The following is a 24815-nucleotide window of genomic DNA, read 5'->3' as shown; positions in this document are numbered from 1 at the left end:
AACTTTTCATGTTCACCCGTACGGGTGCCCTGACGAAGGGGTCAGCAGCCGGTGCAGAACCCGAACTTCCCGCCCGACTTCCTCTGGGGTGTTTCGACATCGGCGTTCCAGATCGAAGGCGCCACCAGCGAAGGTGGGCGCGGACCGTCCATCTGGGACACGTTCACCGCGACCGAGGGCAAGATCGCCCGTGGTGAACGAGCCAACGTAGCCGCCGACCACTACCACCGCTACCCCGAGGACATCGCGCTGATGGCGGAACTCGGCGTCGGGGCGTACCGGATGTCCATCGCCTGGCCCCGCATCCAGCCCGACGGCAAGGGTGCGCCCAACCCCGAGGGGCTCGGCTTCTACGACAAGCTCATCGACGCCGTTTGCGAGGCCGGCATCGCTCCGGCCGTGACGCTCTACCACTGGGACACGCCGCAAGCCGTCGAAGACGAGGGCGGTTGGCTCTCCCGGGCGACCGCTGAGCGCTTCGCCGAGTACGCCCACATCCTCGGAGAGCGCTTCGCCGATCGGGTGAAACTGTGGATTCCGCTCAACGAACCCATGGTCATGTCCATCTTCGGGTACGGCATCGGCGAGTACGCGCCCGGCAAGGTGCTCCTGCTCGACGCCATCCCGACCGCCCACCACCAGAACCTCGCGCACGGCCTCGCCGTCCAAGCGCTGCGCGCCGCGGGTGCGACGAACGTCGGCACCGCCAACAACCACTCACCCATCTGGCCCGCGGACGACGACTCGCACGATGCGGCGGAATACCTCGACGCCCTGCTCAACCGGCTCTACGCCGACCCGATGCTGCTCGGCACCTACCCGGAACAGCTCCACGAGCACCTGCCCGCCGGCTTCGCGGACGACCTGCCCACCATCGCGCAGCCGCTCGACTTCTACGGCGTCAACTACTACGAACCGCAAGGCGTCGCGAAGCCCGGCCCCGGCAACCCGCTGCCCTTCGAGCTGCGCGACATCGAGGGCTACCCGATGACGACGAACGATTCGCCGATCGTGCCCCACGCCCTGCGCGAACTGCTGCTGGACTTCCACCACCGCTACCGCGACCGCCTGCCGCCTATCCAGATCACCGAGAACGGCTGCAGCTTCGCCGACGAAGTCGCCGAAGACGGCGGGGTGCACGACCCCGAACGCATCGACTTCCTGCGCAGCCACCTCGTCGCGCTGCGCGAGGCGATGGACGCCGGCGTCGACGTCCGTGGCTACTTCTGCTGGTCCCTGATGGACAATTTCGAGTGGTCCAAGGGCTACGCGCCGCGCTTCGGCCTGGTGCACGTCGACTACGAGACCCTGCGGCGGACGCCGAAGGACTCGTTCCACTGGTACCGGAAGCTGGTGCGGCATGAGTGAGCTCGCGAACGAATCAGGTCGGCGCATGAGTGAACCGACCGAGGCGCTGCCGGCGGCGCTCGCCGAACCCGTCGTGCGGGTGCGGCCCGGCTGGATGAGCCTGCTGTTCTTCGCGAACATCGCGCTCTGGCTCGGCGTCTACGCGCCGATCCAGGTGCTGCTGCCGAAGCAGGCCGAGCTGCTCGACCAGGTGCACAAGGAAACCGTTCTCGGCCTGGTGATGGGCTTCGGCGCGGCGGTCGCGCTGGTGGCCAACCCCGCGATCGGGCTGCTGTCCGACCGGACCTGCTCGCGGTTCGGCCGCCGGCACCCGTGGACCGTCGGCGGTGCGCTCGTCGCCGCCGTGGGGCTGGTGGTGCTGGCGTTCGCACCGACGGTCGCCGTGATGATCGCCGGCTGGTGCCTGGTGCAGGGCGGCCTCAACGGCATGCTCGCCGCGCTCATGGCCGCCCTGCCCGATCGGGTGCCGGTGCAGCAGCTGGCCGTGGTCGGCGGTCTGGTCGGCATCGCGCAGATGCTCGGCACGGTCCTGGGCGCGGTCGTGGTGGTCGTCGTGCTCGGCATCGCCGGGCTGCCGCTCGCCTACTCGGTCTGCGCCGGGATCGTGGTGCTCGGTGCCGTGCTCTTCGTCCTCCGGACGCCCGACGCGCGGTTGCCGCAGGAGTTCCGCCCGCCGTGGGTGCTGCGCCGAGTGCTCCGCGACTTCTGGGTTTCGCCGCGGAAGCACCCCGACTTCGCGTGGGCGTGGAGCTGTCACTTCATGATCAACCTCGGCAACGCGTTCGGGACGCTGTACCTGTTGTTCTTCCTCCAGGACGCGGTGCACTACCCGGACCCGGAAGACGGCCTGCTGATCATGATGGGCCTGTACGGCGTGGCGCTCGTGGGCGGCGCCGTGCTCGCGGGGCACTTCTCCGACAAGTCCGGACGGCGTAAGCCGTACGTCCTCGCGGCGTCCGGCGTGATGGCGCTGGCCGCTTTGCTGCTGGTCCTGTGGCAGAGCTGGCCGGTCGCGCTCGCCGCGTCGCCGCTGCTCGGCGTCGGTTTCGGTGCGTACATGGCGGTCGCATTGGCGATGCTGACGCAAGTGTTGCCGGCGGCGCAGAACCGGGCCAAGGACTTCGGGATCATCAACATCGCGAACTCGCTGCCGCAGGTGGTGGCTCCGCTGCTGACACCGCTGCTGCTCGCCAACGTCGGCGGCTATCCCGGGTTGTTCGCGGCCTCCGCCATCGCGACGCTGTTGGCCGCGGTCCTCGTGCTGCGCGTGAAAGCCGTCCGCTGAGCCGAACACGATGAAGGCCGCACCCGGGAACCGGGTGCGGCCTTCATCGCTTGCGGGGTTGGAACCGCGGGCCGGTGCCGGTCGGGGGAGGGGAGTGCAACGGCACCGGCCCGCGGAATTCGGGGACCGCTCGATGGCGGGGTGGCAGCGGGACCAGACCAGTGGTCCAACGCTGTCTTCGATGATCAATCTAGCGGGGGATTACCCCCTGGGCTAGGGCTAACGTGTAATTTTTTCGATTAATCGCGGTGGGGACCGGGTGTTGGCCGAGGACTGGTTCGCGCTGCTCGGGGGTGCGGGCGAAACAGTCCTCGGCCGGGGCGAGTGCCGGCGCGGGTCCGATGGGGCGATCGGCCGGCCGCGGCTCGCCGGTCAGTGGGTCAGGCCGTGACCGCTCGGCGCGGGTTCACCAGCGCGTGGCGCCCGGTGGTCTCGGCCGCGGTGGGCGCCGGGACCGGGCTCTTGCGGCGGCCCTGGAAGCGGCTGCCCGCCGTCGCCTGCTGCGGCGCCAGGCCACCGGCCACGAGGTGTTCGTGCGCGACCTGCCAGACCGAGCACGGCGCCTTGCAGCGGTGCCACCGGGTCGAGCAGGTCGGGCAGTCACCGCGCTCGTCGGGCTCGTGCATCTTCAGCATCGCGCGCCACGCCTCGGTCAACCGGGGCAGTTCGGAGCGCGCGACCGAGACGAGCGACTGGGCGTCGGCGCGGTTCGCCAGGTCGGTCAGCATGTCGAGGCGCTCCCAGACCGCGTTGCGGAGGACCTGCCCGAGTACCTGATCCATGTCAGCTCACCGTTACCTTTCCGCCATCTTGGCGGCTTCGTTGAGCGCGGCGCGCAGCTGTCCGAGCTGGCCGGACGTCAACCGCGCGGTCTCGCCGGGAGGCGAGACCAGTACCACCTGGTTGTCTTCCACGAACACCGTCACCGCTCGCTCGCGGCTGATGAGGTCTCCGCACTGCACCCGCCACACGAGCTGACCGCCCTCGTAGTGGCGGACGCTCGCGGTGCGGGGGTCGACCGCAGCGGCGGGGGTGACGGGGCGAACGGCGGGGGCGGGGGCGGGGGAGACCATCGCCGGCCGCACGGCGCGGGTGGCCGTGCCGGCATGTCCCCCTGCGAACGAGTCCACGAACTCCACGCCCTTCTCCGCTCTGTCGAAAGTCTCCGAAGATGCCTTCTGCAACATCGCCTTGTCACAACGCTGCGGTTTTCGTAGCTCTCCGTGATCGCTACCGGTGTGCGGCCGGTGACGGAGATCTGACAACTACAGTGAGGTGAAACCGGGTGCGATAGAAGGTGGAATCGGCGTCACAGCGGTGACTGGGCTCGGTTCCACGGTAAGCGGTCAACGGACTTCGCCCCGACCGATCAGGGCGTCAGTCCGGTTGTTCACACGGTTCACCAGGTTTGCCTACGCTGTTTCACAGACGCCCGACCGGACAGTGGAGGGGGCGCGATGGACGCCAGTAACGGTGGCAGTGCCGAAGCCCGGCAGAGCCACGCAGTTCCCGCTGACGCGTGGGAGCAGCCGGAGATGAGAACGGCTCTCGCGTCGCGCGAGATCAGCGCCGTGTACCGGCTCCTGCGCAAGCACGGTGTCTCGCAGCGCCAGATCGCCGCGATGACCGGCCAGTCCCAGTCCGAGGTGTCGGAGATCCTCAAGGGTCGCCAGGTCATGGCCTACGACGTGCTCACGAGGATCGCCGACGGCCTGGGTGTCCCCCGTGGGTACATGGGCCTCGCCTACGACGAGGCCACGGCGATACGGGTCGTCGGCTCCGCCGACGGCCAGCAGGCTGAGGAGGACGAGTCCGTGAAGCGACGGAGGTTCCTCGCGCACGCTGCCCAGGTCACGATGGGTGCGGCGGTGTTCGGTCCGGAGTCGGGCACGTGGGCCGCCGGGCCGGCCAGGACGCCGGCGCCCGGGCGCATCGGCATGACCGACGTCCGGCAGGTCGAAGCGGCCACGCGGGCGCTGCGGGCGCTCGACTACCAGTACGGCGGCGGGTTCTGCCGCGACGCCGTCGTGGCCCAGCTGTCCTGGGGCCAGCAGATGCTCGAAGCGCACGGCACCGACCTGGTGAAGAACCGGCTGTACGTGGCGCTCGCCGACCTCCACTCGCTCGCCGGCTGGACCTCCTTCGACACCGGGCTGATGGACTCCGCCCGCGGCCACTTCGCGAACGCGCTCGACCTGGCCAAGCAGGGCGAAAACCACCCGCTGGTGGCCAACGTCCTCTACCGCATGGGTCGCGTCTACCTGCACCAGGACGCCCCGAACGACGCGCTGAAGCTGTTCCAGCTGGGCCAGATCGCCGCGCAGGAAAGCGGTTCCGAGCTGGCCGTCTCCGTGCTCTGCGCCAACGAGGCGTGGGCCTACGCGATGATGGGCAACGAAGAGCAGGCGGTGAAGCTGCTCGGCCGGAGCAAGGACGAGTTCGAGCGCGCCAACCTGGCCGAGGCCGAGTCGTGGGTCAAGTTCTTCACCGAGACCGACGTCTACGCCATGGTCGGGACCGTCCACACGGTCCTCGCCCAGAAGAACGCCGAGCACACCAAGTACGCCATCCCGGCGCTGACCAGGGCCGTCGAGTCCTACGACGACGAGATGGCCCGCTCCAAGACGTTCATGCTGAGCGCACTGGCCACCAACCACCTGCTGGACGGCGACCTCGACCACGGCGCCAAGGTCGGCGGCAAGGCCATCGACTGCGCCGAGGGCATCAAGTCCGAGCGGGTCAAGGACCGGATGCGGCCCCTGCAGGAGGAGGCCGAGCGCCGCCGCAACAACGCCGACGCCCGTGACCTCGCCGACCGCCTCCACGCTTTCTACGCCGCCTGACGCCGAAGGCGCCGGCGCGGTTTTGGACGGCCGGTTCACCCCCGGGAAGCTGCGCGGCGTGCTGGCCGAAACCTGCGCGCTGCTGGGCCTCGACCCGACGGGTGCGCGGTTGCTGCGGTTCACCAACAACGCGGTGTACGCGCTGGTCACGGCGCCGTTCGTGGTCCGGATCGTCGGCTCCACACAGCTGCGGCACCGCGTAGGCACCGTCGTGCGCGTGGCCCGGCACTTCGAACACCACGGCGTCCCCGCGATCCGGCTGCTCGCCGACGTCGAGCAGCCCCTGGAGGTCGGCGGGCACCTGGTCACCGTGTGGCACCGGGTGCCGAGCATCGGCCGGGCGGCGACGTCGGTCGACCTGGCCCGGCTGCTGCGCCAGGTGCACGCGCTGCCCCCGCCGCCCGGCCTCGCCGAGTGGGCGCCGTTCGCCGCGGTGCGGGCCAGGGTGTCCGACGCCGAAGAGCTGGGCGACGCCGACCGCGAGTTCCTGCTCGGCCGCTGCGCCGAGCTCGAAGCCGAGCTGGCCGAGCTGGAGTTTCCGCTGCCCAGGGGCCTGGTCCACGGCGATGCGTACCCCGGCAACGTCATCCCGGGCCCCGACGGCCCGGTCCTCTGCGACTTCGACTCCTCGTGCGTCGGCCCCCCGGAATGGGACCTGACGCCGCTGGCGGTCGGCCGCGAACGGTTCGGCGACCCGCCGGTGCGCTACCGGACGTTCGCCGCGGCGTACGGCTTCGACGTGACGTCCTGGCCCGGTTTCGCCGTCCTGCGGGGCATCCGCGAGCTGAAGCTGACGACGAGCGTGCTGCCGATCCTGCGCAGCCGCCCGCAGGTGCGGCCGGAGCTGTACCGGCGCCTGGACGACTTCCGGAACGCGCGGACCGATACGCGGTGGACGCGTTACCGCTGACCGTCATCTGTCACTTGATGTGATCGGCGCCACAGATTGCACGTGCATTCGCCGACTGCAAATGACCGTTCGTCGCATCCGAAATGCCGCCCGCTCAGGGTAGAAAGTTCGGTCCGACCGGTCGCCCCCAATGGTCTATCCGTCAGCCCAATGCGCAACTTGCAGCTACTCGCCGTGACCTCGGACCGGGTCCTACCTGCGAGGACGGCCTTCAGGAGGCGACGACCGGCGCCCGCGTCAGCACGACGGCGAACCCGAAGGCGAGGCCCATGACGGTCAGCTCGAGCGTCGCCCACGCGGCGAGCGCCGTCCGGTCGTGCCGGACGACCCGCGGCATCAGGCGCCAGCGGACGTTGGCGCCGAGCAGGGCGATGACGCCGGTGCACACGGTCTTCAAGATGAGCAGCTGCCCGTACGGCGTCGTGAAGATGGCCGTCCAGAAGCTGATGGTGGGGTTGAGCGAGAGCTCGACCAGGCCGTTGAACAGCCCGGTCGCCGCGGAGAGGACCAGGCAGAGCGTCGCGAGCTTCGAGAACCGCGGCAGCGCGTGCGCCAGCAGCGTCCGGTTCGCCACGAGGAGCACGGTCATCGCGCCGAGGCCGCCGGTCCAGGCGACGGCGCTCATGACGTGCAGCTCCATCGAGATCATCGTGTAGTCGTGGTAGTTCCAGTTCGACGCGTGGCCGGTGACCGGCAGCGGCAGCAGCGCGAACAGGCCGAGCCCGACGCGGACCTCCGCGGGCACCTTCTCGCCGAAGCGCAGCGCCAGCGCGCCGATCCCGGCGTGCACGAGCGCGAGCACGGCGACGATGACGAGCGCCTTGCCGGCGCCGACGTCGGCGATGTACCGGCCGATGTCGGACGCCGAGAGCGTCGACGAACCCGGCTTGTACTCCGCGGTCTGCAGGATCAGCGCGACGACGGCGGCCGTGGCCCAGACCAGCGCGGCCGCGACGCCCGCCGGGCGCGCCAGCCGCATCACCGGCTCGGTCAGCTTCGGCCGGTCGTAGCCGACGAGCACGGACAGGAGCGCGAGCCCGATCGTCGTGACCGCGGCGAGGTCGAGCAGGACCCGCACGACCGGGATGCCGGCCGAGACCACCGCGCTCGGCTCCACGACCCCGGGGACCGGGGTGGTGGACATGAGCGCGACGCCGAGGAGGGCGCCCAGCAGGCCCGCCGTCACAACGCACAACAACGTCGAATAGCGGGGTTTCGCGGTGGCCTCGGCCTGGGGCATCTGAACTACTGCTTCTTCTCTGCGGTGTTTTCCGGACCGACCTTGCCGCCCGAGCGCAGAGCCACGGTCAGCCCGATGGCCAGCAGCACGACGGCCCCGGCGATCCAGACCCAGATCGGCACCCCGGTCGACGACTGCGGCGCCGCCGACGAGGAACCGCCCGGCGACCGCGCGGCGTCGACGGTGGCCGGCGTGCCGGTACCGGCGGTCGTCAGGGTGAAGGTGAGCTCACCGGTCACCGGGTGACCGTCCGCGGACAGCACCCGGTAGCCGACGGTGTACTTCCCGGCCGGCCCGAGCGGCCGCAGGGGCGCGCTGATGACGTTGTTCACCACGCCGATCGGTCCCTCGGCCCACTGGCCGCCGCCGGGACCGGTCACCGCGATCTGGTTGACGTCCGCGCCCTGCACGTACTGGTCGAACGTCAGGCTGATCTTCGCCGGGCCGGTGGCGACGGACGAGCCGTTCGCCGGGTCCGACGAAACCAGCACGTTGTGCGCCAGCGCCGGGGTGGCCGTGCCGAACACGGCCACCACCGTCAACGCCAGCGCGACGAGCGCCTTACGCATTTAGCTGTTGCCTCCCGGCTTCGCCGTGGCCTTGCGGGCCCGGATGGTCGCGCCGGCCCCGACGCCGAGGCCGATGGCGCCGACGAGCAGGCCGGCCCCGCCGAGCCAGCGGGCCGTGTTGTCCGACGTCGCCGCCGTGGCTTCAGTGTGCTCCCCGGTGGTCGCGACCATGGCGGCGTGGTCGCCATCGCCGTCACCCGCGGCCTTGGCGGCCAGCTTGACGCTCGGCGTCGGGTGCTCCGGCTCCTCGCCGTTGGCCGGCGTCGGCTGGTTCCAGTCCACGACCTTGCCGTCGCTGTAGGTCTGGTGCGCCGGGAACTCGACCTCGTCCACAGTGGTCGGCAGGGGGCCGAAGCTGACCGAGAACTCCTGGTAGTCCGTGGCCTTGAGCTCGCTGCCCGGCTGCGCGGTCCAGGTCACCGACGTGACGGCTTCGGTGATCTGGGTGCCGTTGTCCTTGGTGATCGGGGTCGGCAGCTTGGACTTCGTCACCTGGGCGGTCCAGCCGGGGACCGGCTTGGTCCGCACCGAGCCGATGCCGTAGTCCGCCTTGAAGTCGACGGCGACCTTCGTGGTGGTGATCGGGTCCTTCTCCTCGCTCGGCACGCGGAACACGATCGCCGCGTAGCCGCCCTTCGTGGGCTGCGAGCCGTAGACGTTGGCGGTCACGTGCGCGGACGCGATGCCGGTGCCGAGGAGACCGGCGATGCCGACGGTGGCGGCGAGGAAACCGGCGCGCTTGAAGACGTGCTGGGACATGGGTTCACTCCTGATGAACTCAAAAAGGGGGGACAGCCGGTTCGGGGACCGGCCGTTTTCGGGGACGAGCTGGATCAGGAGTGCCGGGGCGGGCCGCGCCGCCCGCGGATCCGGCGCAGGTCGACGCCGACGAGGTGGTCCGGGCCGCCCACGCGGGCCGGGAGGGGTGCGGGTGCCGCGGACGGCACCGGCAGCGGGGTCAGCAGCCGCGGCAGGATCGCGCGCAGCACGGCCAGCACCGTGAGCAGCATCGTGTCCGCGCGGGCGAGCAGCAGTGCGGTGACCAGGGTCGCGATCGCGTGCGCGGCGGTCATGCCGAACCCGGTGGTGCCGGGCGCCGCGGCCATGTCGTGGTGGTCGGCGAGCGTGGTGAGCAGCAGGTGCATCACCAGCTGGGCGGCCCCCAGCAGGGTGATCGTGGCGAGCGGCCCGCGGGCCTTGCGGGCTAACGCGGTCGCCGTCCAGCCGGACAGCCCGGCGAGCAGCACGGTCATCGCCGGGTCCGGCAGGCCGCCGTCGGCGAGCCGGTGGGCGGTCACCGAAAGCGCTCCGGTGCTCACAGCGAGCAACACTCCGCGGGTAGCACCCAGCGCGGCGGGACGCCGGGCCGGATCGCTCATGAGGAGCAGCCTAAGGGACCTGCTTCCGCGTGAGCGTGTGATCCCGTGAAGTGAGCACACAGCGAGTTCACGTCCCACGCCACGCCGTGGTTCAGGTGATCTGTTGCCGATCCCGGTGACCTGGGCCACGGTGGGCCGAAGACGGGCGTTTCGACCGGTGGGGTCATGGGTACTGAGCCGTCGGTCAGCAACTAGCCCGTTCGGGTGAAGGCCGGCGCGAAGGGCGGGAGAGCGGACACGGATGAACCTCTTCGACTACATCTCCGACCGGGCGGGCAAGCTGTGGCTCGAGGCCTACCTGCACACCAGCATGGTGGTGCAGTGCACGATCATCGCCGCGGTCCTCGGCGTGCTGATCGGGGTCGCGGTCTACCGCAGCCCGATCGGCTCGGCGGTCGCCACCGCGCTCGCGAGCACGATCCTGACGGTCCCGTCGTTCGCCCTGCTGGGCCTGCTGATCCCGCTTTCGGGGCTCGGCCCGACGACGGCCGTGATCGCGCTCGTGCTCTACGGCCTGCTGCCGATCGTCCGCAACACCATCGTCGGGCTCGACGGCGTCGACCCGGCGGTCACCGACGCCGCCCGCGGCATCGGGATGAGCCGCTTCGGCGTGCTCACCCGCGTCGAGCTGCGGCTGGCGTGGCCGGCGATCCTCACCGGCATGCGGGTGGCCACGCAGATGCTGATGGGCATCGCGGTGATCGCCGCCTACGCGAAGGGTCCGGGCTTCGGCGCCGAGGTCTTCTCCGGGCTCACGAACGCGGGGAGCACGAACTCCCTGAACCAAGCCGTCACCGGCACGGTCGGGGTCGTCATCCTCGCGCTGCTGCTCGACGGCGTCTACGTCCTGATCAAGCGCTTCACCATCTCGAGGGGTGTCCGTGGCTGAGAACGAGGAAGTCTCCGGCGTCGAAATCCAGCTGGAGCACGTGACCAAGCGGTACCCCGGCACCCGCACCCCGGCGGTCGACGACTTCTCGATGGTCGTCCCGGCCGGCAAGATCGTCGTCTTCGTCGGCCCGTCCGGCTGCGGGAAGACGACCACCATGCGGATGATCAACCGGCTGATCGAGCCGACGTCCGGCCGGATCACCATCGGCGGCGAGGACGCGCTGAAGCTCGACGTCGACACCCTGCGCCGTCGCATCGGCTACGCGATCCAGCAGGCGGGGCTCTTCCCGCACTTCACCGTCGCGCAGAACATCGCGGTGGTGCCGGGCCTGCTCGGCTGGGACAAGAAGAAGGTCAACGACCGCGTCGAGGAGATGATGGACCTGGTCGGGCTCGACCCGGCCGACTTCCGCGACCGCTTCCCGCGCCAGCTCTCCGGCGGGCAGCAGCAGCGCGTCGGCGTGGCGCGGGCGCTCGCCGCGGACCCGCCGGTGCTGCTGATGGACGAGCCGTTCGGCGCGGTCGACCCGATCACCCGCGGCAACCTGCAGGACGAGCTGCTGCGGCTGCAGACCGAACTGAAGAAGACGATCGTGTTCGTGACGCACGACTTCGACGAAGCCGTGAAGCTCGGCGACAAGATCGCGGTGCTCGGCAACCAGTCGACGATCCTGCAGTACGACACCCCCGAAGCGATCCTGGCGAACCCGGCGGACGACACGGTCGCGGGCTTCGTGGGCGCGGGCGCGTCGCTGAAGCAGCTGACGCTGCTGCGTGTCCGCGACGTCGAGCTGCAGCAGGACGCGCTCACGGTGACCGCCGACGAGTCGCCCGCCTCGGTGCGGGAAAAGCTCCAGTCGTCGCGCAAGCACTTCGCGCTCGTGCTGGACGCGCGCCGCCGTCCGACGCGGTGGGTGCACGTCCGCGAGCTCACGTCGGCGTCTTCGCTGGCGAACCTGGGCAAGCCGCTGCGGGACGTCGTCAGCCTGCAGTCGACGCTGCAGGACGCGCTGGAGGCGATGCTCGCCGAAGGTGGCTCGGTGCCGGTCACGGGCGCGCGCGGCGAGTACGCGGGCACGATCCAGCTGGACACGGTGATCGCGACCATCCAGCAGCTGCGCGAGGAGCACACGAACGACGAAGAGGTGCCGGCGTGACGGCCGCCGTCGACACCGGCTTCAGCACCGAGTCCGGCTCGCGGCGGGCGGAACGCGTCCGGCTGCTCGCCCAGCCGGTCGCGGTGCTGGTGATCGTCGCGGTGACCCTCGTTTCGGTGTTCTCCGGCGACCTGACCGCGACGGAGAAGGAGACGCTCAACGCGTCTTCGCTGCTCACGGCGTTGTGGGACCACCTGCTGATGACGCTCGTGGTGACCGCGATCGTGGTGCTGGTGGCGGTGCCGCTGGGCATCCTGGTGACGCGGCCGTGGGCGCGGTTCCTGGCGCCGGTCTTCCTGGCCATCGCGAACATCGGCCAGGCCGCGCCCGCACTGGGCGTGCTGGTGCTGTGGTTCATCATCACCGGGTCGACCGGCGGGATCTGGGTGGCGGCGCTGCCGCTGGCGTTCTATTCGCTGCTCCCGGTGCTGCGGAACACGATGGTCGGCATCCAGCAGGTCGACCCGGCCCTGATCGACGCCGGCCGCGGCATCGGCATGTCGGCGGGCGCGGTGCTCTGGCGCGTCGAGCTCCCGCTGGCCGTCCCGCTGATCCTGGCCGGCCTGCGCACGTCGCTGGTGCTGGCGGTCGGCACGGCGACGTTCGGCATGTTCGTCAACGCGGGCGGGTTCGGGCTGCTCATCGACACCGGCTACAAGCTGAACCTGACCCCGGTCCTGGTGACCGGCTCGGTGCTGGCCGTGGCGCTGGCGCTGCTGGTGGACTGGCTGGGCGCGGTCGCCGAACAGTACTTCGGACCGAAGGGGCTGCGATGAAACTCCGGAGGCTGTCCCTCGTGGCGCTGCTGGGGGTGACGCTGTCGTCCTGCGGCCTGACGGTCAACCAGGCGGTGCCGTACGACATCAAGCCGGGCACGATCCAGCCGATCCCGTCCCTGCAGGGCGTGCAGGTGACGGTGGGGTCGAAGGACTTCACCGAGAACATCATCCTGGCGTACATGGCCGAGATGGCCCTGACGGCGGCGGGCGCCGACGTCGTGGATCTCTCGGACATCAAGGGGTCGAACTCGTCCCGCCAGGCCCTGCTGTCCGGGCAGACGGACGTGACGTGGGAGTACACGGGCACGGGCTGGATCAACTACCAGGGCAACGAGCTCCCGGTCCCGGGCGGCGAGCAGGCCCAGTACGAGGCGACGGCCAAGGCGGACGCGGAGAAGTACGGCGTCACGTGGCTCAAGTATTCGCCGCTTAACGACCAGTACGCGTTCGCGGTGACGGAGAAGTACGGCGCTGCCAACAATCTGAAGACGACGTCCGACTTGGCGGCGTTCATCAAGCAGAAGCCGGACCAGGCGGTGTTCTGCCTGGAGACGGAATTCACCAGCCGCCAGGACGGCTTCCCGGCCGCGGTGAAGGCGTACGGGTTCCAGAACCCGACGGTGAAGAACTTCGGCATCGGCACGATCTATTCGGCGGTGGCGAGCGGAACCTGCCCGGTGGGCGAGGTCTTCACCACTGACGGCCGCATTTCGGGCCTGAACCTGCGGGTCCTGGAGGACGACAAGAAGGCGTTCCCGCAGTACAACGCGGTGCCGACGCTGCGCACGGAGTGGCTGAACCAGCACCCCGAGGTCCGTGACCCCTTGGAGAAGGTGAGCGCGGCGATCGACAACGAGCAGATGGTCGAGCTCTGCAAACAGGTCGACGTCGACGGCCAGGACGCGGGGAAGGTCGCCCACGACTGGATGGTCAAGAAGGGCTTCGTGAAGTAAGGCAAACGGCCGGGCGGCTAACTTGCCGCCCGGCCGTTTGTCAAATCAGCCATCCACAGGCACGAAGTTATCCACAGATTTCCGCGGCACCTGTTTTTGGCCCCTACCGCCGATAGACTGGACCAGGGGACGCCCCCCGGGACAGGGTGGGGGCTGCCCTTGCTTCCCGCACCCGCATGGGCGCCGCAAAGCATTGATCAAACCCTCCACCCCGAAGCTTGATTGTGACTACGAACGGTGGTGCCGGGTCAAGGCGGGAAAGCGTGCCTTGACCCGGCACCACCGTCCGTGTTTCCGGCTTCGTATCGGGGTGGTGGGGGAGGTCCGGATGGGGCCGCCGGTCGCGCTTCCGCGCGCCGGGAAGTCATCTGAACAAAGGGCCCGGCAGCTGCTCCGGAACTCCCGGGCCGCCTTCCGCAAGCTGCGGTAGCCGTCGGCCACGCCCGCGACCCGAGCCTGACCTGGCTCGGTCAGCGAGCGCCGGAGCAGGAGCCGCTCGAACCTGCGCTCAGATCCCCAGCCGGTGCAGCAACTGCCCCTCCAGCCGCTCCAGTTCCCCGGCCACCGCGCGGTGCACCGACTTCCGCCGCGCCGTCGGCATCCGCTCCGCCGCTCGCACCGAAGCCGACAGCTGCTCCAGCGTCCCCAGTGCCCCCTTCGCGAACTCCCGGTCCGCGTCCGAAGCCTTCTCCGACTTCTGCAGGTCCCGGCAGCCGTCGGCCACCCCCGCGATCCGGGCGTGCAGGGCCGCGCCGCGGCCCGTGTACTCGCCCAGCCGGTCGACCGAGACGCCCAGCTTGCGGGCCTGGTAGCGGTCGTACGCCTCGCGGGCCGCGCCCGCCGCGCGGACCGCGAGCGGCGCCACCACCGGGATCACCGCCGGGCCGAGCACCTTGGCCACCGCGACCGCGTTCTTCGCCCTCTTAGGGGTGAACCTGGCTTCACCCTCGACCTTGGCCTTGCGCGCCATGGCACCTCCTGCGACGTGTCGAGGTCGAACTTACTGGTCGCCCGGGTGGCGGGCATGTCGGCTCGGCGGTGGGAATCTAGAGTGATCTCCATGGACACCGAGGTGGTACTCGACGCGGGCGCGGTCAGCCGCTGCCGTCGCCGCGTGCACCTCGAGCACGACCCCGCCATGCGCGAGGTACCGCTTTCCCCGCCCGACCCCACCGCGCAGCAGCGGATCGCCGACGCCACCGCCCACCGCGAGGACATCGTCACCCGGCTGATGGCCGCCAACGACGACCACTGGGTGAAGGTCGGCCGTGATCTGCCCGCCCACGAGCGCGTCGAGCAGACGCTGCAGGCATTCGCCGACGGTGCGCGCTACATCTGGGGTGCGCTGCTGCCGGTCGACGCGGCCGGGCACCGGCGGGGCGGCATCGACCTGCTCGTCCGCACCGGCCGCGGCTACGTCCCGGTGCTCGTCGTGCGGCACCGCATCACCGACCGCGGGGCCGGCGCGATCGTCACCGCGATGACCGATCTCGACCCGGCGCACCGCGCCGCCGACGACGGCCGCAAGGTCCGGTCGCAGCCGCGTGACCAGCTCCGGCTGGTGCACATCCGCCGCATGCTGCAGACGCTCGGGCAGGCCGACGAGGCCCTCATCCTCGGCGGCGTCATCGGCCTCGACGCCGATGTCGTCGTCTGGCACGACCTCACCGCCGGTACCTGGCCGGGCGGGCGCAACGCGCTCACCGAGTACCAGGCCCGGTTCGCCGACCGGCTCGCCATCGCCACCGCCGCCGCGAACGGCGAAGAGCCGCTCGCCGAGCCGTCTCGCGTGCTGGAGTGCCGGCGTTGCCCGTGGTGGCCGACGTGCGAGGTCGTGCTCACCGAGACCCGGGACGTCAGCCTCGTCGTCCGCGGTGAGGACGCCGTCGAGCTGCGCCGCGCCGGCGTGTCCACTGTGGACAAGCTGGCCGCGCTGGACCCGGCGGGCGAGCTGCCGGAGGTCAACTGGACCGGCGTCACGTTCCCGGACGCCGTGGTGCTCGCCCGGGCCTGGCTGGCCGACCTCACGCTGGTCCGCCGCGTCGACCGGGTCGAGGTGCCGCGCGCCGACGTCGAGGTCGACGTCGACATGGAGAGCTTCGGCGACGCCGGCGCGTACCTCTGGGGCTGCCTGCTGACCGGCGCCGACATCGGCGTCGAGCAGGGCTACCGCGCCTTCGCGACGTGGGACCCGCTGCCGACCGACGACGAAGCCCGGTCCTTCGCCGAGTTCTGGGCCTGGCTCACCGACGTCCGCGAGCGCACCGAAGCGGCGGGTCTGACCTTCCGCGCCTACTGCTACAACGCGCTCGCCGAAAACCGCTGGCTCTTCGGCTCGGTCGAGCGCTTCGGCGACCACCCCGGCGTCCCGTCGAAGAAGGACATCCAGTCCTTTGTGGATTCCGCGCAGTGGGTCGACCTCTTCCGCAGCGTCACCGATCAGTTCCTGTGCTCCCACGGCAAGGGCCTGAAGGTGATCGCGCCGGTTGCCGGGTTCTCGTGGCGCGATCCCGAGGCGGGCGGCGAGGCGTCGATGCGCTGGTACCGGGACGCCGTCGGCATGGACGGCGAGAAGCCGGACGACGACCAGCGTGAGCGGCTCCTGCGCTACAACGAGGACGACGTCCTCGCGACGCGGGCGCTGCGCGAGTGGATCGACGCGCGGGCGCAGGCCGAAGTGCCGTACATGTTCGACCTCTGAGGTGCTTTGTCGACTAAGACACTTGCCTGCTGACGCGTCTTCGGCAATACTCGTCTGCGAGTACTCGTAGACGAGGAGTCGGGATGAAGCGGCGGAAGGTCGGCAACCTGCTGGGCCTCGCCGTGCTGTCCGTGGTGCTGGAGCGGCCCATGCACCCGTACGAGATGGCGGCCGTGCTAAAGGAGCGCGGCAAGGACGCGGACATGCCGATCAAGTGGGGTTCGCTCTACACCGTGGTCGCCAACCTGGAGAAACACGGCTTCATCGAGGCCGTCGAAAGCGTCAAGGACGGCGGACGGCCCGAGCGGACCGTCTACCGGCTCACCCCAGCCGGGCGCGCCGAGTACGAGGACTGGGTCCGGGAGCTCGTCGGCACGGTGGACCCGGAGCCGCCGCGGTTCCGGTCGGGGCTGTCGATGATCGGCGTCCTGGGGCCGGACCAGGCGATCGGCCGGCTGCGGGAGCGGCTCGAGCAGCTCGACGAGCGGGCCGAGAAGCAGCAGGCCGTGCTCGACCAGCTGCGGCCGCTGATGCCGCGGATGTTCCTGGTCGAAGTCGAGTACGACATCGCGATGACGGAAGCCGAGGCGCGCTGGGTGCACGGCTTCCTCGACGAACTGACCAGCGGCCGCATGCCGGGCGTCGAAGCCTGGCGTCGCTGGTACGAGACCGGCGAGATCCCCGAGGAATTCGGGGGTCTCGCGCAGGAATAGCACGGACCCCGGGAGGTGCTGGCACACCGCCCGGGGTCCTCGACCCCGAACCGAGCACGCCCGGCCACGAGGTGGCACCGCAAGGATAAACCGGGTGCGCTCTTCGGTTCGGTTCAACCGAAGAGGAGAGATCCATGGAGACCACCCGCAAGCACAAAGTGCCCGAGATGGAGGGGTTCCAGGCCCGCTGGTACGCCAAGAACCGGGGGACCGAAGCCCAGCTCGCGCAGTACCGGCGTCAGGCGGCCGAGGTCACCGCCGGCTGGCCGGAGGGCGCCGAAGTCCTGGAGGTCGCGCCCGGGCCCGGCTTCTTCGCCGTGGAGCTGGCGAAGCGCGGCTACCGCGTCACCGGGCTCGACATCAGTCACACGATGGTGGAGATCGCCCGGCAAAACGGCCCGGACATCGACTTCCGCCAGGGCGACATCACCCACGCGCCGTTCGCGGACGAGTCGTTCGACTTCCTGGTCTGCCAGGCCGCGTTCAAGAACTTCCGGCAGCCGGTGAGCGCCTTGAACGAGATGCACCGGGTGCTGCGCCCGGGTGGGTACGCGGTGATCCACGACCTCAACCACGAGGCCACCGGCGCGGACATCGACCGCGAGGTGGCCGGCATGAACGTCGGCGTGGTCGCCGGGTTCACCGTCCGGCAGACGCTCGGCTGGCTGCGGCGCCGCGCGTTCACGGCCGCGCAGTTCGAGACGCTGGCCGCGGACAGCGCGTTCGGCGGCTGCTCGGTGACGACCGACGGCCTCGGTCTGGAAGTCCGCCTCACCCGCTGACCAGCAGAGAGCGGGCACTTTCACGTGAAAGTGCCCGCCCTCCCGGGGGGTCAGCGCGGGGCCATGCGGAGCGAGCCGTCCATGCGGACGACCTCGCCGTTCAGGTAGTCGTGGTCGATGAGCGACAGCGCGAGCTGCGCGTACTCGTCCGGCCGCGCGAGGCGCTTCGGGAACGGGACGCCGGCGGCGAGCGACGCGCGGAACTCGTCGCTGACCGTGGCGAGCATCGGCGTGTCGACGATGCCGGGCGCGATGGTCAGCACGCGGATGCCGTGCGAAGCCAGGTCGCGCGCGGCCGGCAGGGTCATGCCGACGACGCCGCCCTTGGACGACGAGTAGGCGACCTGCCCGATCTGGCCGTCGAACGCGGCGATCGACGCGGTGTTGATGATGACGCCGCGGGCCTCGTCCTCGAGCGGCTCGGTCTTGGCGATCGCTTCGGACGCGATGGTCAGGACGTTGAACGTGCCGACCAGGTTGATCTGGATGACCTTCGCGTACAGCGCGAGGTCGTGGCGGCCCTTCTTGGACAGGATCCGCGCGGACGGCCCGATGCCGGCGCAGTTCACCACGGTCCGCAGCGGCACGCCGGAGCCCGCGGCCGTCGCGACGGCCGCCTCGACCTGCTCGACGTCGGTGACGTCGGCCTCGACGTAGGTGATGCCGTCGATCTGCTCGGCCTTCTCGATGGACGAAGCCAGGTCCAGCGCGAACACCCGCGCGCCCTTGGCCGCGAGGGCCTTCGCCGTCGCCCCGCCGAGGCCGGACGCGCCCCCGGTGACGAGCGCCGCGGTGCCGTTGATCTGCATCTGTGCCGTTCCCTTCGTCTTCACGTTCGCGGAGACAGGTTAACGCTCGTTCGCATGGGGGTGGCTCGTGTCTTCGCTCACCGCTTCCGGGCGCGACCGGTTCCGTTAGCGCGGTGGTCAACTCCGGCTGTCACCTTCAGCAGCATGACGCCAGCTCGGATCGTGGTGGTAGGAACCGGATACGTCGGCTTGACCACGGGGGCCTGCCTGGCCAGTCTCGGGCATTTCGTCACCTGCGTGGACGTCGACCGCGCGAAGGTCTCGCGGCTGGCCGCGGGGCGCGTCGACATCCTCGAACCCGGGCTCGCCGACCTGGTGCACCGCGGGCTCGCGGCCGGGCGCCTGCAGTTCGTCGTCGGCGCGCGGGACGCGGTCCGCGACGCGCAGGCGGTGTTCCTCTGCGTGCCGACGCCGATGGGGGCCGGCGGGTCGGCCGACCTGCGCGCGGTGGAGGCGGTGACGGCCGAGATCGGCGACGTCCTGCCCCGCGGCTGTGCGCTGGTCACCAAGTCGACCGTGCCGGTCGGCACGTCGAAGCGGATCCGGGAGCTGGTCGGCCGCACCGACGTGCCGGTCGTGTCGAACCCCGAATTCCTCCGCGAAGGCACCGCGGTCGCGGACTTCCTGGGCCCGGACCGGATCGTCGTCGGCTCGGACGACCTCGCCGCCGCGCGCCGGGTCGGCGAGCTGTACGCCGAGCTGGACGCACCGGTCGTCGTCGCCGACGCGGCCAGCGCGGAACTCGTCAAGTACGCCGCGAACTGCTACCTCGCGCTCAAGCTGTCTTACGTCAACTCGATCGCCGAGCTCTGCGAACGGCTCGGTGCGGACATCGACCTCGTCACCGAAGGCATGGGCTACGACCGCCGCATCGGCCGGACGTTCCTCAAGCCCGGCCCCGGCTGGGGCGGCTCCTGCCTGCCCAAGGACACCAGCGCGCTGGTCAAGGTGGCCGAGTCGGTGAACTACGACTTCACCATGCTCACCTCGGCCATCGACGAGAACCTGGCCCAGCGCGACCGGATTGTCGCGAAGATCGCCGGCGCGGTCGGCGGTACGCTCGCGGGAGCCCGGATCGGCGTGCTCGGCCTGGCGTTCAAGGCGGGCACGAACGACCTGCGCGACTCGCCCGCGCTCGCCGTGTCGTCGGTGCTTTGCGCTCTGGGTGCCGAGCTGATCGCCTACGACCCGGCCGTCGACGGCGAGATCGACGGCATGACCGTCGTCGACGACGCCTACCAGGTCGCCAAGGACGCGGACGCCGTCGTCGTGCTGACCGAGTGGGCCGAGTTCAAGCACCTGGACTGGACGGCGATGGCCGAGCTCATGGAAGGCATCGACGTCGTCGACACGCGCAACCTGCTCGACCCGCGGGTGATCGTGGACGCCGGGCTGTCCTGGCAGGGCGTCGGACGGCCGCGGGCGGCGGCGAAAATCAAGGTGTCCTGATCGGGTAGCGCTGGCTACGATCCGGAATCGTGCCAGTATCCGCATCCGTCGAACTCAACCACCTGATCATTCCGTCCCGGAACAACCGGGAATCCGCCGAATTCCTCGCGACCCTGCTCGGCCTCGAAGTCGGGGAAGAGTGGGGTCCGTTCATCCCCGTCGAGACGCGCAACGGCGTCCGGCTGGACTTCGCGAGCGTCCCCGAAGCGGACCTCCGCCTGCAGCACTACTGCTTCCTGGTGCCCGAAGACGACTTCGACGCCGTCTTCGCGCGGCTCGTCGAAACGGGCGTGACCTATTTCGCCGACCCGCGGATGCAGCAAGCCGGCGAAATCAACCACAACCACGGCGGCCGTGGCGTCTACTTCCTCGATCCCGGCGGCAACGGGATGGAAATCATCACGCAGCCGTACGAGCTCCAGCGGCGTCGTCCGACGGCTTGGTAATTCGTTAGCGTTGCGTACTATCGGGGTATGTTCACGACGAGGCCGGAGCTGACCGGCACCTTCGGGATGGTGGCATCGACGCACTGGCTGGCCTCGGCCACCGGGATGGCGGTGCTGGAAGACGGCGGCAACGCGTTCGACGCGGCGGTCGCCGCCGGCTTCGTCCTGCAGGTCGCCGAGCCGCACCTGTGCGGCCCGGCCGGCCAGGTGCCCGGCCTCTTCGTGACGGCGGACGACCCGACCCCGCGGGCACTGGCCGGACAGGGCCCGTCGCCCGCGGGGGCCACCGCCGCGCACTTCGCGTCGCTGGAGCTGGACCTGATCCCGGGCAGCGGCCTGCTCCCGGCCACCGTCCCGGGTGCTTGGGACGCCTGGCTGCTGCTCCTTCGCGACTACGGCACGAAGCCGCTTCGCGAGGTGCTGAAGTACGCGATCGGCTACGCGCGAAACGGCGTCCCGCTGGTGTCGCGGGTCGGCGACACGATCCGCGCGGTGTCCCGCTTGTTCACCGAGCACTGGCCGACGTCGGCGGCGCTGTGGCTGCCGGACGGCAAGCCCGCGTCCGGCCTGCACCGGAATCCCGCCTTGGCGGACACGTGGGAGCGGCTGCTGCGGGAGGCGGAGTCCGTCTCGGGCCGCGAAGCGCAGCTCGACGCGGGCCGCCGGGCCTGGTCGCAGGGTTTCGTGGCCGAACAGATCGAGTCGTTCAGCCGGACCGCGTTCCGCGACGACTCCGGCCGCGACCACGCGGGCCTGCTGACGGCCGACGACCTGGCGTCGTGGTCGGCGTCGTACGAGGACCCGGCGTTCGTCGACGTCGACGACTGGCGCCTGGTGAAGATGGGCGGCTGGACGCAGGGTCCGGCACTGCTGCAGCAGGCGCTCCTGCTGCACGGCTTCCGCGACGAGCTGTCCTATGTGGACGGAATTCCGTCGGAGCGCACAGTGCACCTGGCGACCGAAGCGGCGAAGCTGGCCTTCGCGGACCGCGAAGCCTGGTACGGCGACACCGACGTACCCCTGGACGTGCTGCTTTCGCCGTCGTACACGGATGCCCGCCGCGCGCTGATCGGTGAGTCAGCATCGGCTGAGCTCCGCCCGGGCGACGCCCGCGGCCCGGCGCGCCTCCCGGCGATCCTGGACTCGCTCCAGGGCCTCGAGGCGGGTGACGGCGCCACGGGCGAGCCGACGGTCGGCCCCCGGGGCCAGACCCGCGGCGACACGGTCCACCTCGACGTCGTCGACGCGGCGGGCAACCTGGTGTCGCTGACGCCGTCGGGCGGCTGGCTGCAGTCCAGCCCGACGATCCCGTCGCTGGGTTTCTGCCTCGATTCTCGCGGCCAGATGTTCTGGCTGGAGCAGGGGCTGCCGAATTCACTGGCCCCGCGCAAGCGCCCCCGGATCACGTTGTCGCCGTCCCTGGCCCTGCGCGACGGCGTCCCGACTCTGGCGTTCGGCACCCCGGGCGGCGACCAGCAGGACCAGTGGCAGCTGTGCTTCTGGATGGCCCACACGTACGGCGGCCTGAACCTCCAGGAGTCGATCGACTCGCCGGCCTGGCACACGACGGCGTTCCCGAGCTCGTTCTACCCGCGGTCGTGGAGCCCGCGGGAGCTGGTGGTGGAGGCACGCCTCGGCTCGTCCACAGTGGACGCCCTCCGCGCCCGAGGCCACGAGGTGGTGAACGCGGGCGACTGGGCACTGGGCCGCCTCTCGGCGGTCTCCCGCGCGGACGGCGTCCTGCGCGCGGGAGCCAACGCCCGGGGGATGCAGGGCTACGCAGTCGGTCGCTAGAGCATCAGCGAGGCCCAGCCCCCGCCCTCGGCGAGCAAGGTGCGTACGGCAATGGCGTGTTCGGCAAAGCCGGCGAGGTCACCGTGCAGCAGCGCAAGCCGCTCCCCGTCGAGCGGCGTGGTATCACCGGACCACAGCTCCCGGATCCAGCTGGCGGCCAGGTGCATCGACCGGATCAGCCCGGCAACCTCCGCCTCGGCCGACCCGCCCGAGGCCAGGTAATCGGTGAGGATCCGATCGCAGGACCCGAGCAACTCGCCCAACCCCCGCACGGCTTCGTCCGGACTGCCATCCCACCCCGGCCGCGGCCAAGCCGACGAACCGAGCTCAAGCCACAACCGCCACCCGGCGGCCAGCTCATCCTGGTCACACGGCACCCATTGCCCGGCCATCCCTCGAGTGTGCGCCCATCCGGCCCCTCGAGCGGATGGGATTCCCCACTCACGCACGAGTTGTCCACAACGACTTCAGTTGTCCGGGTTGCCCCCTGAAGCCGGACACCTTGAGTCCAGACGGTGGTCTGGAGGGAGGATTTCCTGGTGTCTCGCCCGGGAGCTGGGGGTCAACCACGAAACCCTGCGGTCGTGGGTCAACGTGGCCAAGCAGGAGGCTGCGGCCGGGCCGCCGGCAGAAGACCCTGCGGTGACCGATGAGGTGCTGCGGTTGCGGAAGCAGGTCGCTGAGCTGGAGAAGAGAAGGAGATTCTGCGGGAAGCGGCCGCCTATTTTGCGCGCGAGATGGATCAATGATCTACCGCTACCGGTTCATCTCCGAACACCGCACCGAGTTCGGTGTGCAGCGGTTGTGCCAGGTCTCGGGGCTGCGCCGGCAGGGCTTCCTCGAGTGGATCGCCGCCGAGACGGCCCGGGCCGCGCGGGCGGAAGCCGAGGGTGTCCGCCTCACCGGGGCAACTCCAGTTGTCCACAACGACTTCAGTTGTCCACAGATTCCCGCGGCACCCGTTTTTGGCCCCTACCGCCGATAGACTGGGACTGGGGACGCCCCCCGGAGAGGGTGGGGGCCGCTCTTGGGGCGGGGCTTTGGTGCTGCGGTAGAGCGCTGAGTAATCCTCCACCCCGAAGCCTGATTGTGACTACGGACGGTGGCACCGGGTCAAGGCGGGAAAGCGTGCCTTGACCCGGCACCACCGTCCGTGTTTTTGGCTTCGTATCGGGGTGGCGGGGGAGGTCTGGGTGGAGTGCCGGTAACGCTTCAACGCGCCGGTCATGCACCACAACCCGGCCGTCGCCGCAACAGCGGTATGTCACCTAGAGCCGGCCACCCAAACGAATCACTCCCGGTCCGGCTTCTCCCACAGCCAGAACTCGATGCCCTGGTTGTCCGTGCAGTCCGCGGTGTTCCCGTACGGGTGGTTCTCGACTTCGCCCGTCTGGCCGCCCTGTTCGCGTACGCGGGCGAGAGCCGCCTCGAGGTCGTCCACCGCGTACATCAGCTTCCAGCCCACCTGCCGGTTGCCGGCCCACAAGCCGCCCTCGAGGCCTGGGCCGGTGAACCGCCATGCGTCCGCCGTTGAGCCCGGGGTGAACTGCCAACCCAGTACCGCGCCGTAAAACGCCTTCGCGGGTGACGACTCCGGGACCTGGAACGTGAAGTACATGGCTTCGCCGTGCCGGGCGGGCTTCGGGCCCGCGGCCGCCGAAGCCCCCTGGGCCAGCAGCCACTTCTGGCCGAACGGGTCCTTGATCGTGCCGGCGAGTCCGTAGCCGCGGTCCTCGACCGGGCGCAGCAGCTCGGCGCCCAGCTCCACCGCCCGCTGGGCCGTTGCGCGCGGGTCTGGTACCTCGATCCGCACCAGCGGGCCGCCTTCGGGCGCCACGACGTTGCCCAGCTCGGGGTACTCCTCGGCCAGCATCAGCACGCTGTCGCCGATCGCCACCTCGGCGTGGCCTACCCGGCCGTCGTCCATCACGATCGGGTCGGCGCGCCGGGTTGCGCCGAAGGCTTCGACGTAGAAGTCGAGCGCGGCGCGGGCGTCCGTCACCACCAGGTACGGGGTCAGGGAACGCAGCTCGGCCGCGGTGGCCGGTGCCTCTGCCGTGGTTGTCATCTCGGCTCCGTTCAAGATCAGGCGACGCAGGTCGTCGCGCAGTTCGGCGGCGAAGTCCGGGTCGGGGGCGACCCGCTCGGAGGGACGGCGAAGTGCGTCGAACGGCTCAAGCATCGCGACCCTCCTTCTCCTCGTAAGCGCGCCGGAACGCGGCGCGGGCCCGGACGAGCAACGCCTCCGTGGCGTGCACGCTGCGGCCCAGGTGGCCGGCCACCTCGGGGACGCCGAGGCCGTCGACGTACCGCAGGGTCAGCGCGGCCTGGTGGTGTGGGCCGAGCGACTCGAGCACCTGTCTCGCGCGCAGGGCGTCGAGCTGCTCGTCCCACGGGTCCTCGACTTCCGGCTCACTGTCGTGAACCAGCCGCAGACCGCGTTCCTCACGCTCTCTGCGCCGCCAGTGGTCGGCGAGCTTGTGCCGGGCGACGCCGATCAGCCAGCCGGTGCTCACGGCCGGCGCGTACTCCTTGCGACAGGCGGCGACCGCTCCGAGGAACGTCTCGGACGTCAGCTCCTCGGCGAGCGTGCGGTCGCCGCACCGGGACAGCAGGTACCCGTAGACCTCCGGCAGGGCCGTCTCGTACAGCCCGAGCAGCGCGAAGGCCGGGTCCGGTCGTACCCGAGGTTCCGTCACACCCTCATCGTCGTCCGGCGCGCGGGTTTTCCGACGGGTGAATCCCGG

At 70.4% G+C, this 24815-nt stretch carries 26 protein-coding genes; 15 read left to right on the top strand and 11 right to left on the bottom strand.

The features are described 5' to 3' along the window. Positions 1-51: 51 nt before the first annotated feature. Both ACLJPY_RS08105 and ACLJPY_RS08100 read left to right on the top strand, forming a co-directional pair. Positions 52-1368 (top strand): GH1 family beta-glucosidase, encoded by a 1317-nt coding sequence (locus ACLJPY_RS08105; protein WP_410587385.1) that lies wholly within the window; start codon positions 52-54, stop codon positions 1366-1368. Between the two features lie 25 nt (positions 1369-1393). Further along, positions 1394-2653 (top strand): MFS transporter, encoded by a 1260-nt coding sequence (locus tag ACLJPY_RS08100; RefSeq protein WP_410587384.1) that lies wholly within the window; start codon positions 1394-1396, stop codon positions 2651-2653. Between the two features lie 380 nt (positions 2654-3033). Here ACLJPY_RS08100 and ACLJPY_RS08095 read toward each other — a convergent pair whose 3' ends face one another. Beyond that, a complete protein-coding gene (locus ACLJPY_RS08095) occupies positions 3034-3435 on the bottom strand; it encodes a hypothetical protein (protein ID WP_410587383.1) in 402 nt (133 codons plus the stop codon). 12 nt (positions 3436-3447) lie between these two features. Further along, entirely contained in the window at positions 3448-3792 is a 345-nt protein-coding gene (locus tag ACLJPY_RS08090) for a hypothetical protein (RefSeq protein WP_410587382.1), read from the bottom strand. A 318-nt stretch (positions 3793-4110) separates the two neighbouring features. Here ACLJPY_RS08090 and ACLJPY_RS08085 point away from each other — a divergent pair, with 318 nt between their 5' ends. Both ACLJPY_RS08085 and ACLJPY_RS08080 read left to right on the top strand, forming a co-directional pair. Next, positions 4111-5496 (top strand): tetratricopeptide repeat protein, encoded by a 1386-nt coding sequence (locus ACLJPY_RS08085; protein ID WP_410562661.1) that lies wholly within the window; start codon positions 4111-4113, stop codon positions 5494-5496. Positions 5497-5518: 22 nt separating this feature from the next. Beyond that, on the top strand, positions 5519-6406 hold the full coding sequence (locus tag ACLJPY_RS08080) for a phosphotransferase enzyme family protein (RefSeq protein WP_410587624.1): 888 nt from the start codon (positions 5519-5521) through the stop codon (positions 6404-6406). Between the two features lie 211 nt (positions 6407-6617). Here ACLJPY_RS08080 and ACLJPY_RS08075 read toward each other — a convergent pair whose 3' ends face one another. The 4 genes from ACLJPY_RS08075 to ACLJPY_RS08060 form a co-directional block, all read right to left on the bottom strand. Beyond that, positions 6618-7646 (bottom strand): copper resistance D family protein, encoded by a 1029-nt coding sequence (locus ACLJPY_RS08075; protein WP_410587381.1) that lies wholly within the window; start codon positions 7644-7646, stop codon positions 6618-6620. Positions 7647-7651: 5 nt separating this feature from the next. Continuing rightward, complete coding sequence (locus ACLJPY_RS08070) at positions 7652-8215, bottom strand: copper resistance protein CopC (RefSeq protein WP_410587380.1); 564 nt, start codon at positions 8213-8215, stop codon at positions 7652-7654. Next, on the bottom strand, positions 8216-8974 hold the full coding sequence (locus ACLJPY_RS08065) for a YcnI family protein (protein WP_410587379.1): 759 nt from the start codon (positions 8972-8974) through the stop codon (positions 8216-8218). 74 nt (positions 8975-9048) lie between these two features. Beyond that, positions 9049-9543 carry a hypothetical protein gene (locus ACLJPY_RS08060; RefSeq protein WP_410587623.1) on the bottom strand — a complete coding sequence of 165 codons (495 nt, stop codon included), beginning with the start codon at positions 9541-9543 and terminating at the stop codon, positions 9049-9051. Between the two features lie 292 nt (positions 9544-9835). Between ACLJPY_RS08060 and ACLJPY_RS08055 the strand changes: the two genes are divergently transcribed. Genes ACLJPY_RS08055 through ACLJPY_RS08040 form a run of 4 tightly spaced genes read left to right on the top strand, consistent with a single transcriptional unit; the run spans position 9836 to position 13374 of the window. After that, on the top strand, positions 9836-10483 hold the full coding sequence (locus tag ACLJPY_RS08055; RefSeq protein ID WP_410587378.1) for an ABC transporter permease: 648 nt from the start codon (positions 9836-9838) through the stop codon (positions 10481-10483). After that, positions 10476-11642 carry an ATP-binding cassette domain-containing protein gene (locus ACLJPY_RS08050; RefSeq protein WP_410587377.1) on the top strand — a complete coding sequence of 389 codons (1167 nt, stop codon included), beginning with the start codon at positions 10476-10478 and terminating at the stop codon, positions 11640-11642. The genes ACLJPY_RS08055 and ACLJPY_RS08050 overlap by 8 nt, the downstream gene beginning before the upstream one ends. Then, positions 11639-12418: an ABC transporter permease gene (locus ACLJPY_RS08045; protein ID WP_410587376.1), complete on the top strand. Its 780-nt coding sequence runs from the start codon at positions 11639-11641 to the stop codon at positions 12416-12418. The genes ACLJPY_RS08050 and ACLJPY_RS08045 overlap by 4 nt, the downstream gene beginning before the upstream one ends. Beyond that, the gene (locus ACLJPY_RS08040) at positions 12415-13374 is read left to right on the top strand and encodes a glycine betaine ABC transporter substrate-binding protein (RefSeq protein WP_410587375.1); all 960 of its coding nucleotides are present in this window, start codon (positions 12415-12417) and stop codon (positions 13372-13374) included. Before ACLJPY_RS08045 ends, ACLJPY_RS08040 begins: the two co-directional genes overlap by 4 nt. Before the next feature lie 508 nt (positions 13375-13882). On the opposite strand, the gene ACLJPY_RS08035 is transcribed toward ACLJPY_RS08040, so the two are convergent. Next, positions 13883-14344 (bottom strand): DUF6474 family protein, encoded by a 462-nt coding sequence (locus ACLJPY_RS08035; RefSeq protein WP_410587374.1) that lies wholly within the window; start codon positions 14342-14344, stop codon positions 13883-13885. A gap of 90 nt (positions 14345-14434) precedes the next feature. Between ACLJPY_RS08035 and ACLJPY_RS08030 the strand changes: the two genes are divergently transcribed. The 3 genes from ACLJPY_RS08030 (at position 14435) to ACLJPY_RS08020 (ending at position 17570) form a co-directional block, all read left to right on the top strand. Beyond that, positions 14435-16075 carry a TM0106 family RecB-like putative nuclease gene (locus ACLJPY_RS08030; RefSeq protein WP_410587373.1) on the top strand — a complete coding sequence of 547 codons (1641 nt, stop codon included), beginning with the start codon at positions 14435-14437 and terminating at the stop codon, positions 16073-16075. 83 nt (positions 16076-16158) lie between these two features. After that, entirely contained in the window at positions 16159-16788 is a 630-nt protein-coding gene (locus ACLJPY_RS08025; protein ID WP_410587372.1) for a helix-turn-helix transcriptional regulator, read from the top strand. Positions 16789-16922: 134 nt separating this feature from the next. Beyond that, positions 16923-17570: a class I SAM-dependent methyltransferase gene (locus ACLJPY_RS08020; protein WP_410587371.1), complete on the top strand. Its 648-nt coding sequence runs from the start codon at positions 16923-16925 to the stop codon at positions 17568-17570. 50 nt (positions 17571-17620) lie between these two features. Here ACLJPY_RS08020 and ACLJPY_RS08015 read toward each other — a convergent pair whose 3' ends face one another. Next, positions 17621-18379, bottom strand: coding sequence for an SDR family NAD(P)-dependent oxidoreductase (locus ACLJPY_RS08015; RefSeq protein ID WP_410587622.1), 759 nt, complete (start codon positions 18377-18379; stop codon positions 17621-17623). Between the two features lie 144 nt (positions 18380-18523). Between ACLJPY_RS08015 and ACLJPY_RS08010 the strand changes: the two genes are divergently transcribed. The 3 genes from ACLJPY_RS08010 to ACLJPY_RS08000 are packed head-to-tail and all read left to right on the top strand — an operon-like array spanning position 18524 to position 22068. After that, positions 18524-19828: a UDP-glucose dehydrogenase family protein gene (locus tag ACLJPY_RS08010; protein ID WP_410587370.1), complete on the top strand. Its 1305-nt coding sequence runs from the start codon at positions 18524-18526 to the stop codon at positions 19826-19828. Positions 19829-19857: 29 nt separating this feature from the next. Next, positions 19858-20274: a VOC family protein gene (locus ACLJPY_RS08005; protein ID WP_410587369.1), complete on the top strand. Its 417-nt coding sequence runs from the start codon at positions 19858-19860 to the stop codon at positions 20272-20274. Positions 20275-20301: 27 nt separating this feature from the next. Next, the gene (locus ACLJPY_RS08000; protein ID WP_410587368.1) at positions 20302-22068 is read left to right on the top strand and encodes a gamma-glutamyltransferase family protein; all 1767 of its coding nucleotides are present in this window, start codon (positions 20302-20304) and stop codon (positions 22066-22068) included. Here the strand turns inward: ACLJPY_RS08000 and ACLJPY_RS07995 are convergent. Further along, on the bottom strand, positions 22065-22460 hold the full coding sequence (locus ACLJPY_RS07995) for a hypothetical protein (RefSeq protein WP_410587367.1): 396 nt from the start codon (positions 22458-22460) through the stop codon (positions 22065-22067). The two genes, ACLJPY_RS08000 and ACLJPY_RS07995, sit on opposite strands and share 4 nt — an antisense overlap. Positions 22461-22813: 353 nt before the next feature. Here ACLJPY_RS07995 and ACLJPY_RS07990 point away from each other — a divergent pair, with 353 nt between their 5' ends. Further along, complete coding sequence (locus tag ACLJPY_RS07990) at positions 22814-23053, top strand: hypothetical protein (protein ID WP_410587366.1); 240 nt, start codon at positions 22814-22816, stop codon at positions 23051-23053. A gap of 306 nt (positions 23054-23359) precedes the next feature. Here ACLJPY_RS07990 and ACLJPY_RS07985 read toward each other — a convergent pair whose 3' ends face one another. Beyond that, positions 23360-24250, bottom strand: coding sequence for a VOC family protein (locus tag ACLJPY_RS07985; protein ID WP_410587365.1), 891 nt, complete (start codon positions 24248-24250; stop codon positions 23360-23362). Continuing rightward, complete coding sequence (locus ACLJPY_RS07980; RefSeq protein ID WP_410587364.1) at positions 24243-24767, bottom strand: RNA polymerase sigma factor; 525 nt, start codon at positions 24765-24767, stop codon at positions 24243-24245. Before ACLJPY_RS07980 ends, ACLJPY_RS07985 begins: the two co-directional genes overlap by 8 nt. Between the last annotated feature and the right edge of the window lie 48 nt (positions 24768-24815).

The sequence above is a fragment of the Amycolatopsis sp. lyj-23 genome, assembly GCF_046549135.1.
Classification (GTDB): Bacteria; Actinomycetota; Actinomycetes; order Mycobacteriales; family Pseudonocardiaceae; genus Amycolatopsis.
Note: the sequence above shows the minus strand (reverse complement) of the source record. Positions and strands in the feature narration are given on the sequence as shown.

Excerpts from the sequence above, each read along its gene's own strand:
- ACLJPY_RS08030 (WP_410587373.1), top strand. The coding sequence starts at position 14,435 with ATGGACACCGAGGTGGTACTCGACGCGGGCGCGGTCAGCCGCTGCCGT.
- ACLJPY_RS07985 (WP_410587365.1), bottom strand. The coding sequence starts at position 24,250 with ATGCTTGAGCCGTTCGACGCACTTCGCCGTCCCTCCGAGCGGGTCGCC.
- ACLJPY_RS08015 (WP_410587622.1), bottom strand. The coding sequence starts at position 18,379 with ATGCAGATCAACGGCACCGCGGCGCTCGTCACCGGGGGCGCGTCCGGC.
- ACLJPY_RS08010 (WP_410587370.1), top strand. The coding sequence starts at position 18,524 with ATGACGCCAGCTCGGATCGTGGTGGTAGGAACCGGATACGTCGGCTTG.
- ACLJPY_RS08040 (WP_410587375.1), top strand. The coding sequence starts at position 12,415 with ATGAAACTCCGGAGGCTGTCCCTCGTGGCGCTGCTGGGGGTGACGCTG.
- ACLJPY_RS08085 (WP_410562661.1), top strand. The coding sequence starts at position 4,111 with ATGGACGCCAGTAACGGTGGCAGTGCCGAAGCCCGGCAGAGCCACGCA.
- ACLJPY_RS08020 (WP_410587371.1), top strand. The coding sequence starts at position 16,923 with ATGGAGACCACCCGCAAGCACAAAGTGCCCGAGATGGAGGGGTTCCAG.
- ACLJPY_RS08070 (WP_410587380.1), bottom strand. The coding sequence starts at position 8,215 with ATGCGTAAGGCGCTCGTCGCGCTGGCGTTGACGGTGGTGGCCGTGTTC.
- ACLJPY_RS08095 (WP_410587383.1), bottom strand. The coding sequence starts at position 3,435 with ATGGATCAGGTACTCGGGCAGGTCCTCCGCAACGCGGTCTGGGAGCGC.
- ACLJPY_RS08065 (WP_410587379.1), bottom strand. The coding sequence starts at position 8,974 with ATGTCCCAGCACGTCTTCAAGCGCGCCGGTTTCCTCGCCGCCACCGTC.
- ACLJPY_RS07990 (WP_410587366.1), top strand. The coding sequence starts at position 22,814 with ATGATCTACCGCTACCGGTTCATCTCCGAACACCGCACCGAGTTCGGT.
- ACLJPY_RS08025 (WP_410587372.1), top strand. The coding sequence starts at position 16,159 with ATGAAGCGGCGGAAGGTCGGCAACCTGCTGGGCCTCGCCGTGCTGTCC.
- ACLJPY_RS08035 (WP_410587374.1), bottom strand. The coding sequence starts at position 14,344 with ATGGCGCGCAAGGCCAAGGTCGAGGGTGAAGCCAGGTTCACCCCTAAG.
- ACLJPY_RS07995 (WP_410587367.1), bottom strand. The coding sequence starts at position 22,460 with ATGGCCGGGCAATGGGTGCCGTGTGACCAGGATGAGCTGGCCGCCGGG.
- ACLJPY_RS08000 (WP_410587368.1), top strand. The coding sequence starts at position 20,302 with ATGTTCACGACGAGGCCGGAGCTGACCGGCACCTTCGGGATGGTGGCA.
- ACLJPY_RS08055 (WP_410587378.1), top strand. The coding sequence starts at position 9,836 with ATGAACCTCTTCGACTACATCTCCGACCGGGCGGGCAAGCTGTGGCTC.
- ACLJPY_RS08075 (WP_410587381.1), bottom strand. The coding sequence starts at position 7,646 with ATGCCCCAGGCCGAGGCCACCGCGAAACCCCGCTATTCGACGTTGTTG.
- ACLJPY_RS08100 (WP_410587384.1), top strand. The coding sequence starts at position 1,394 with ATGAGTGAACCGACCGAGGCGCTGCCGGCGGCGCTCGCCGAACCCGTC.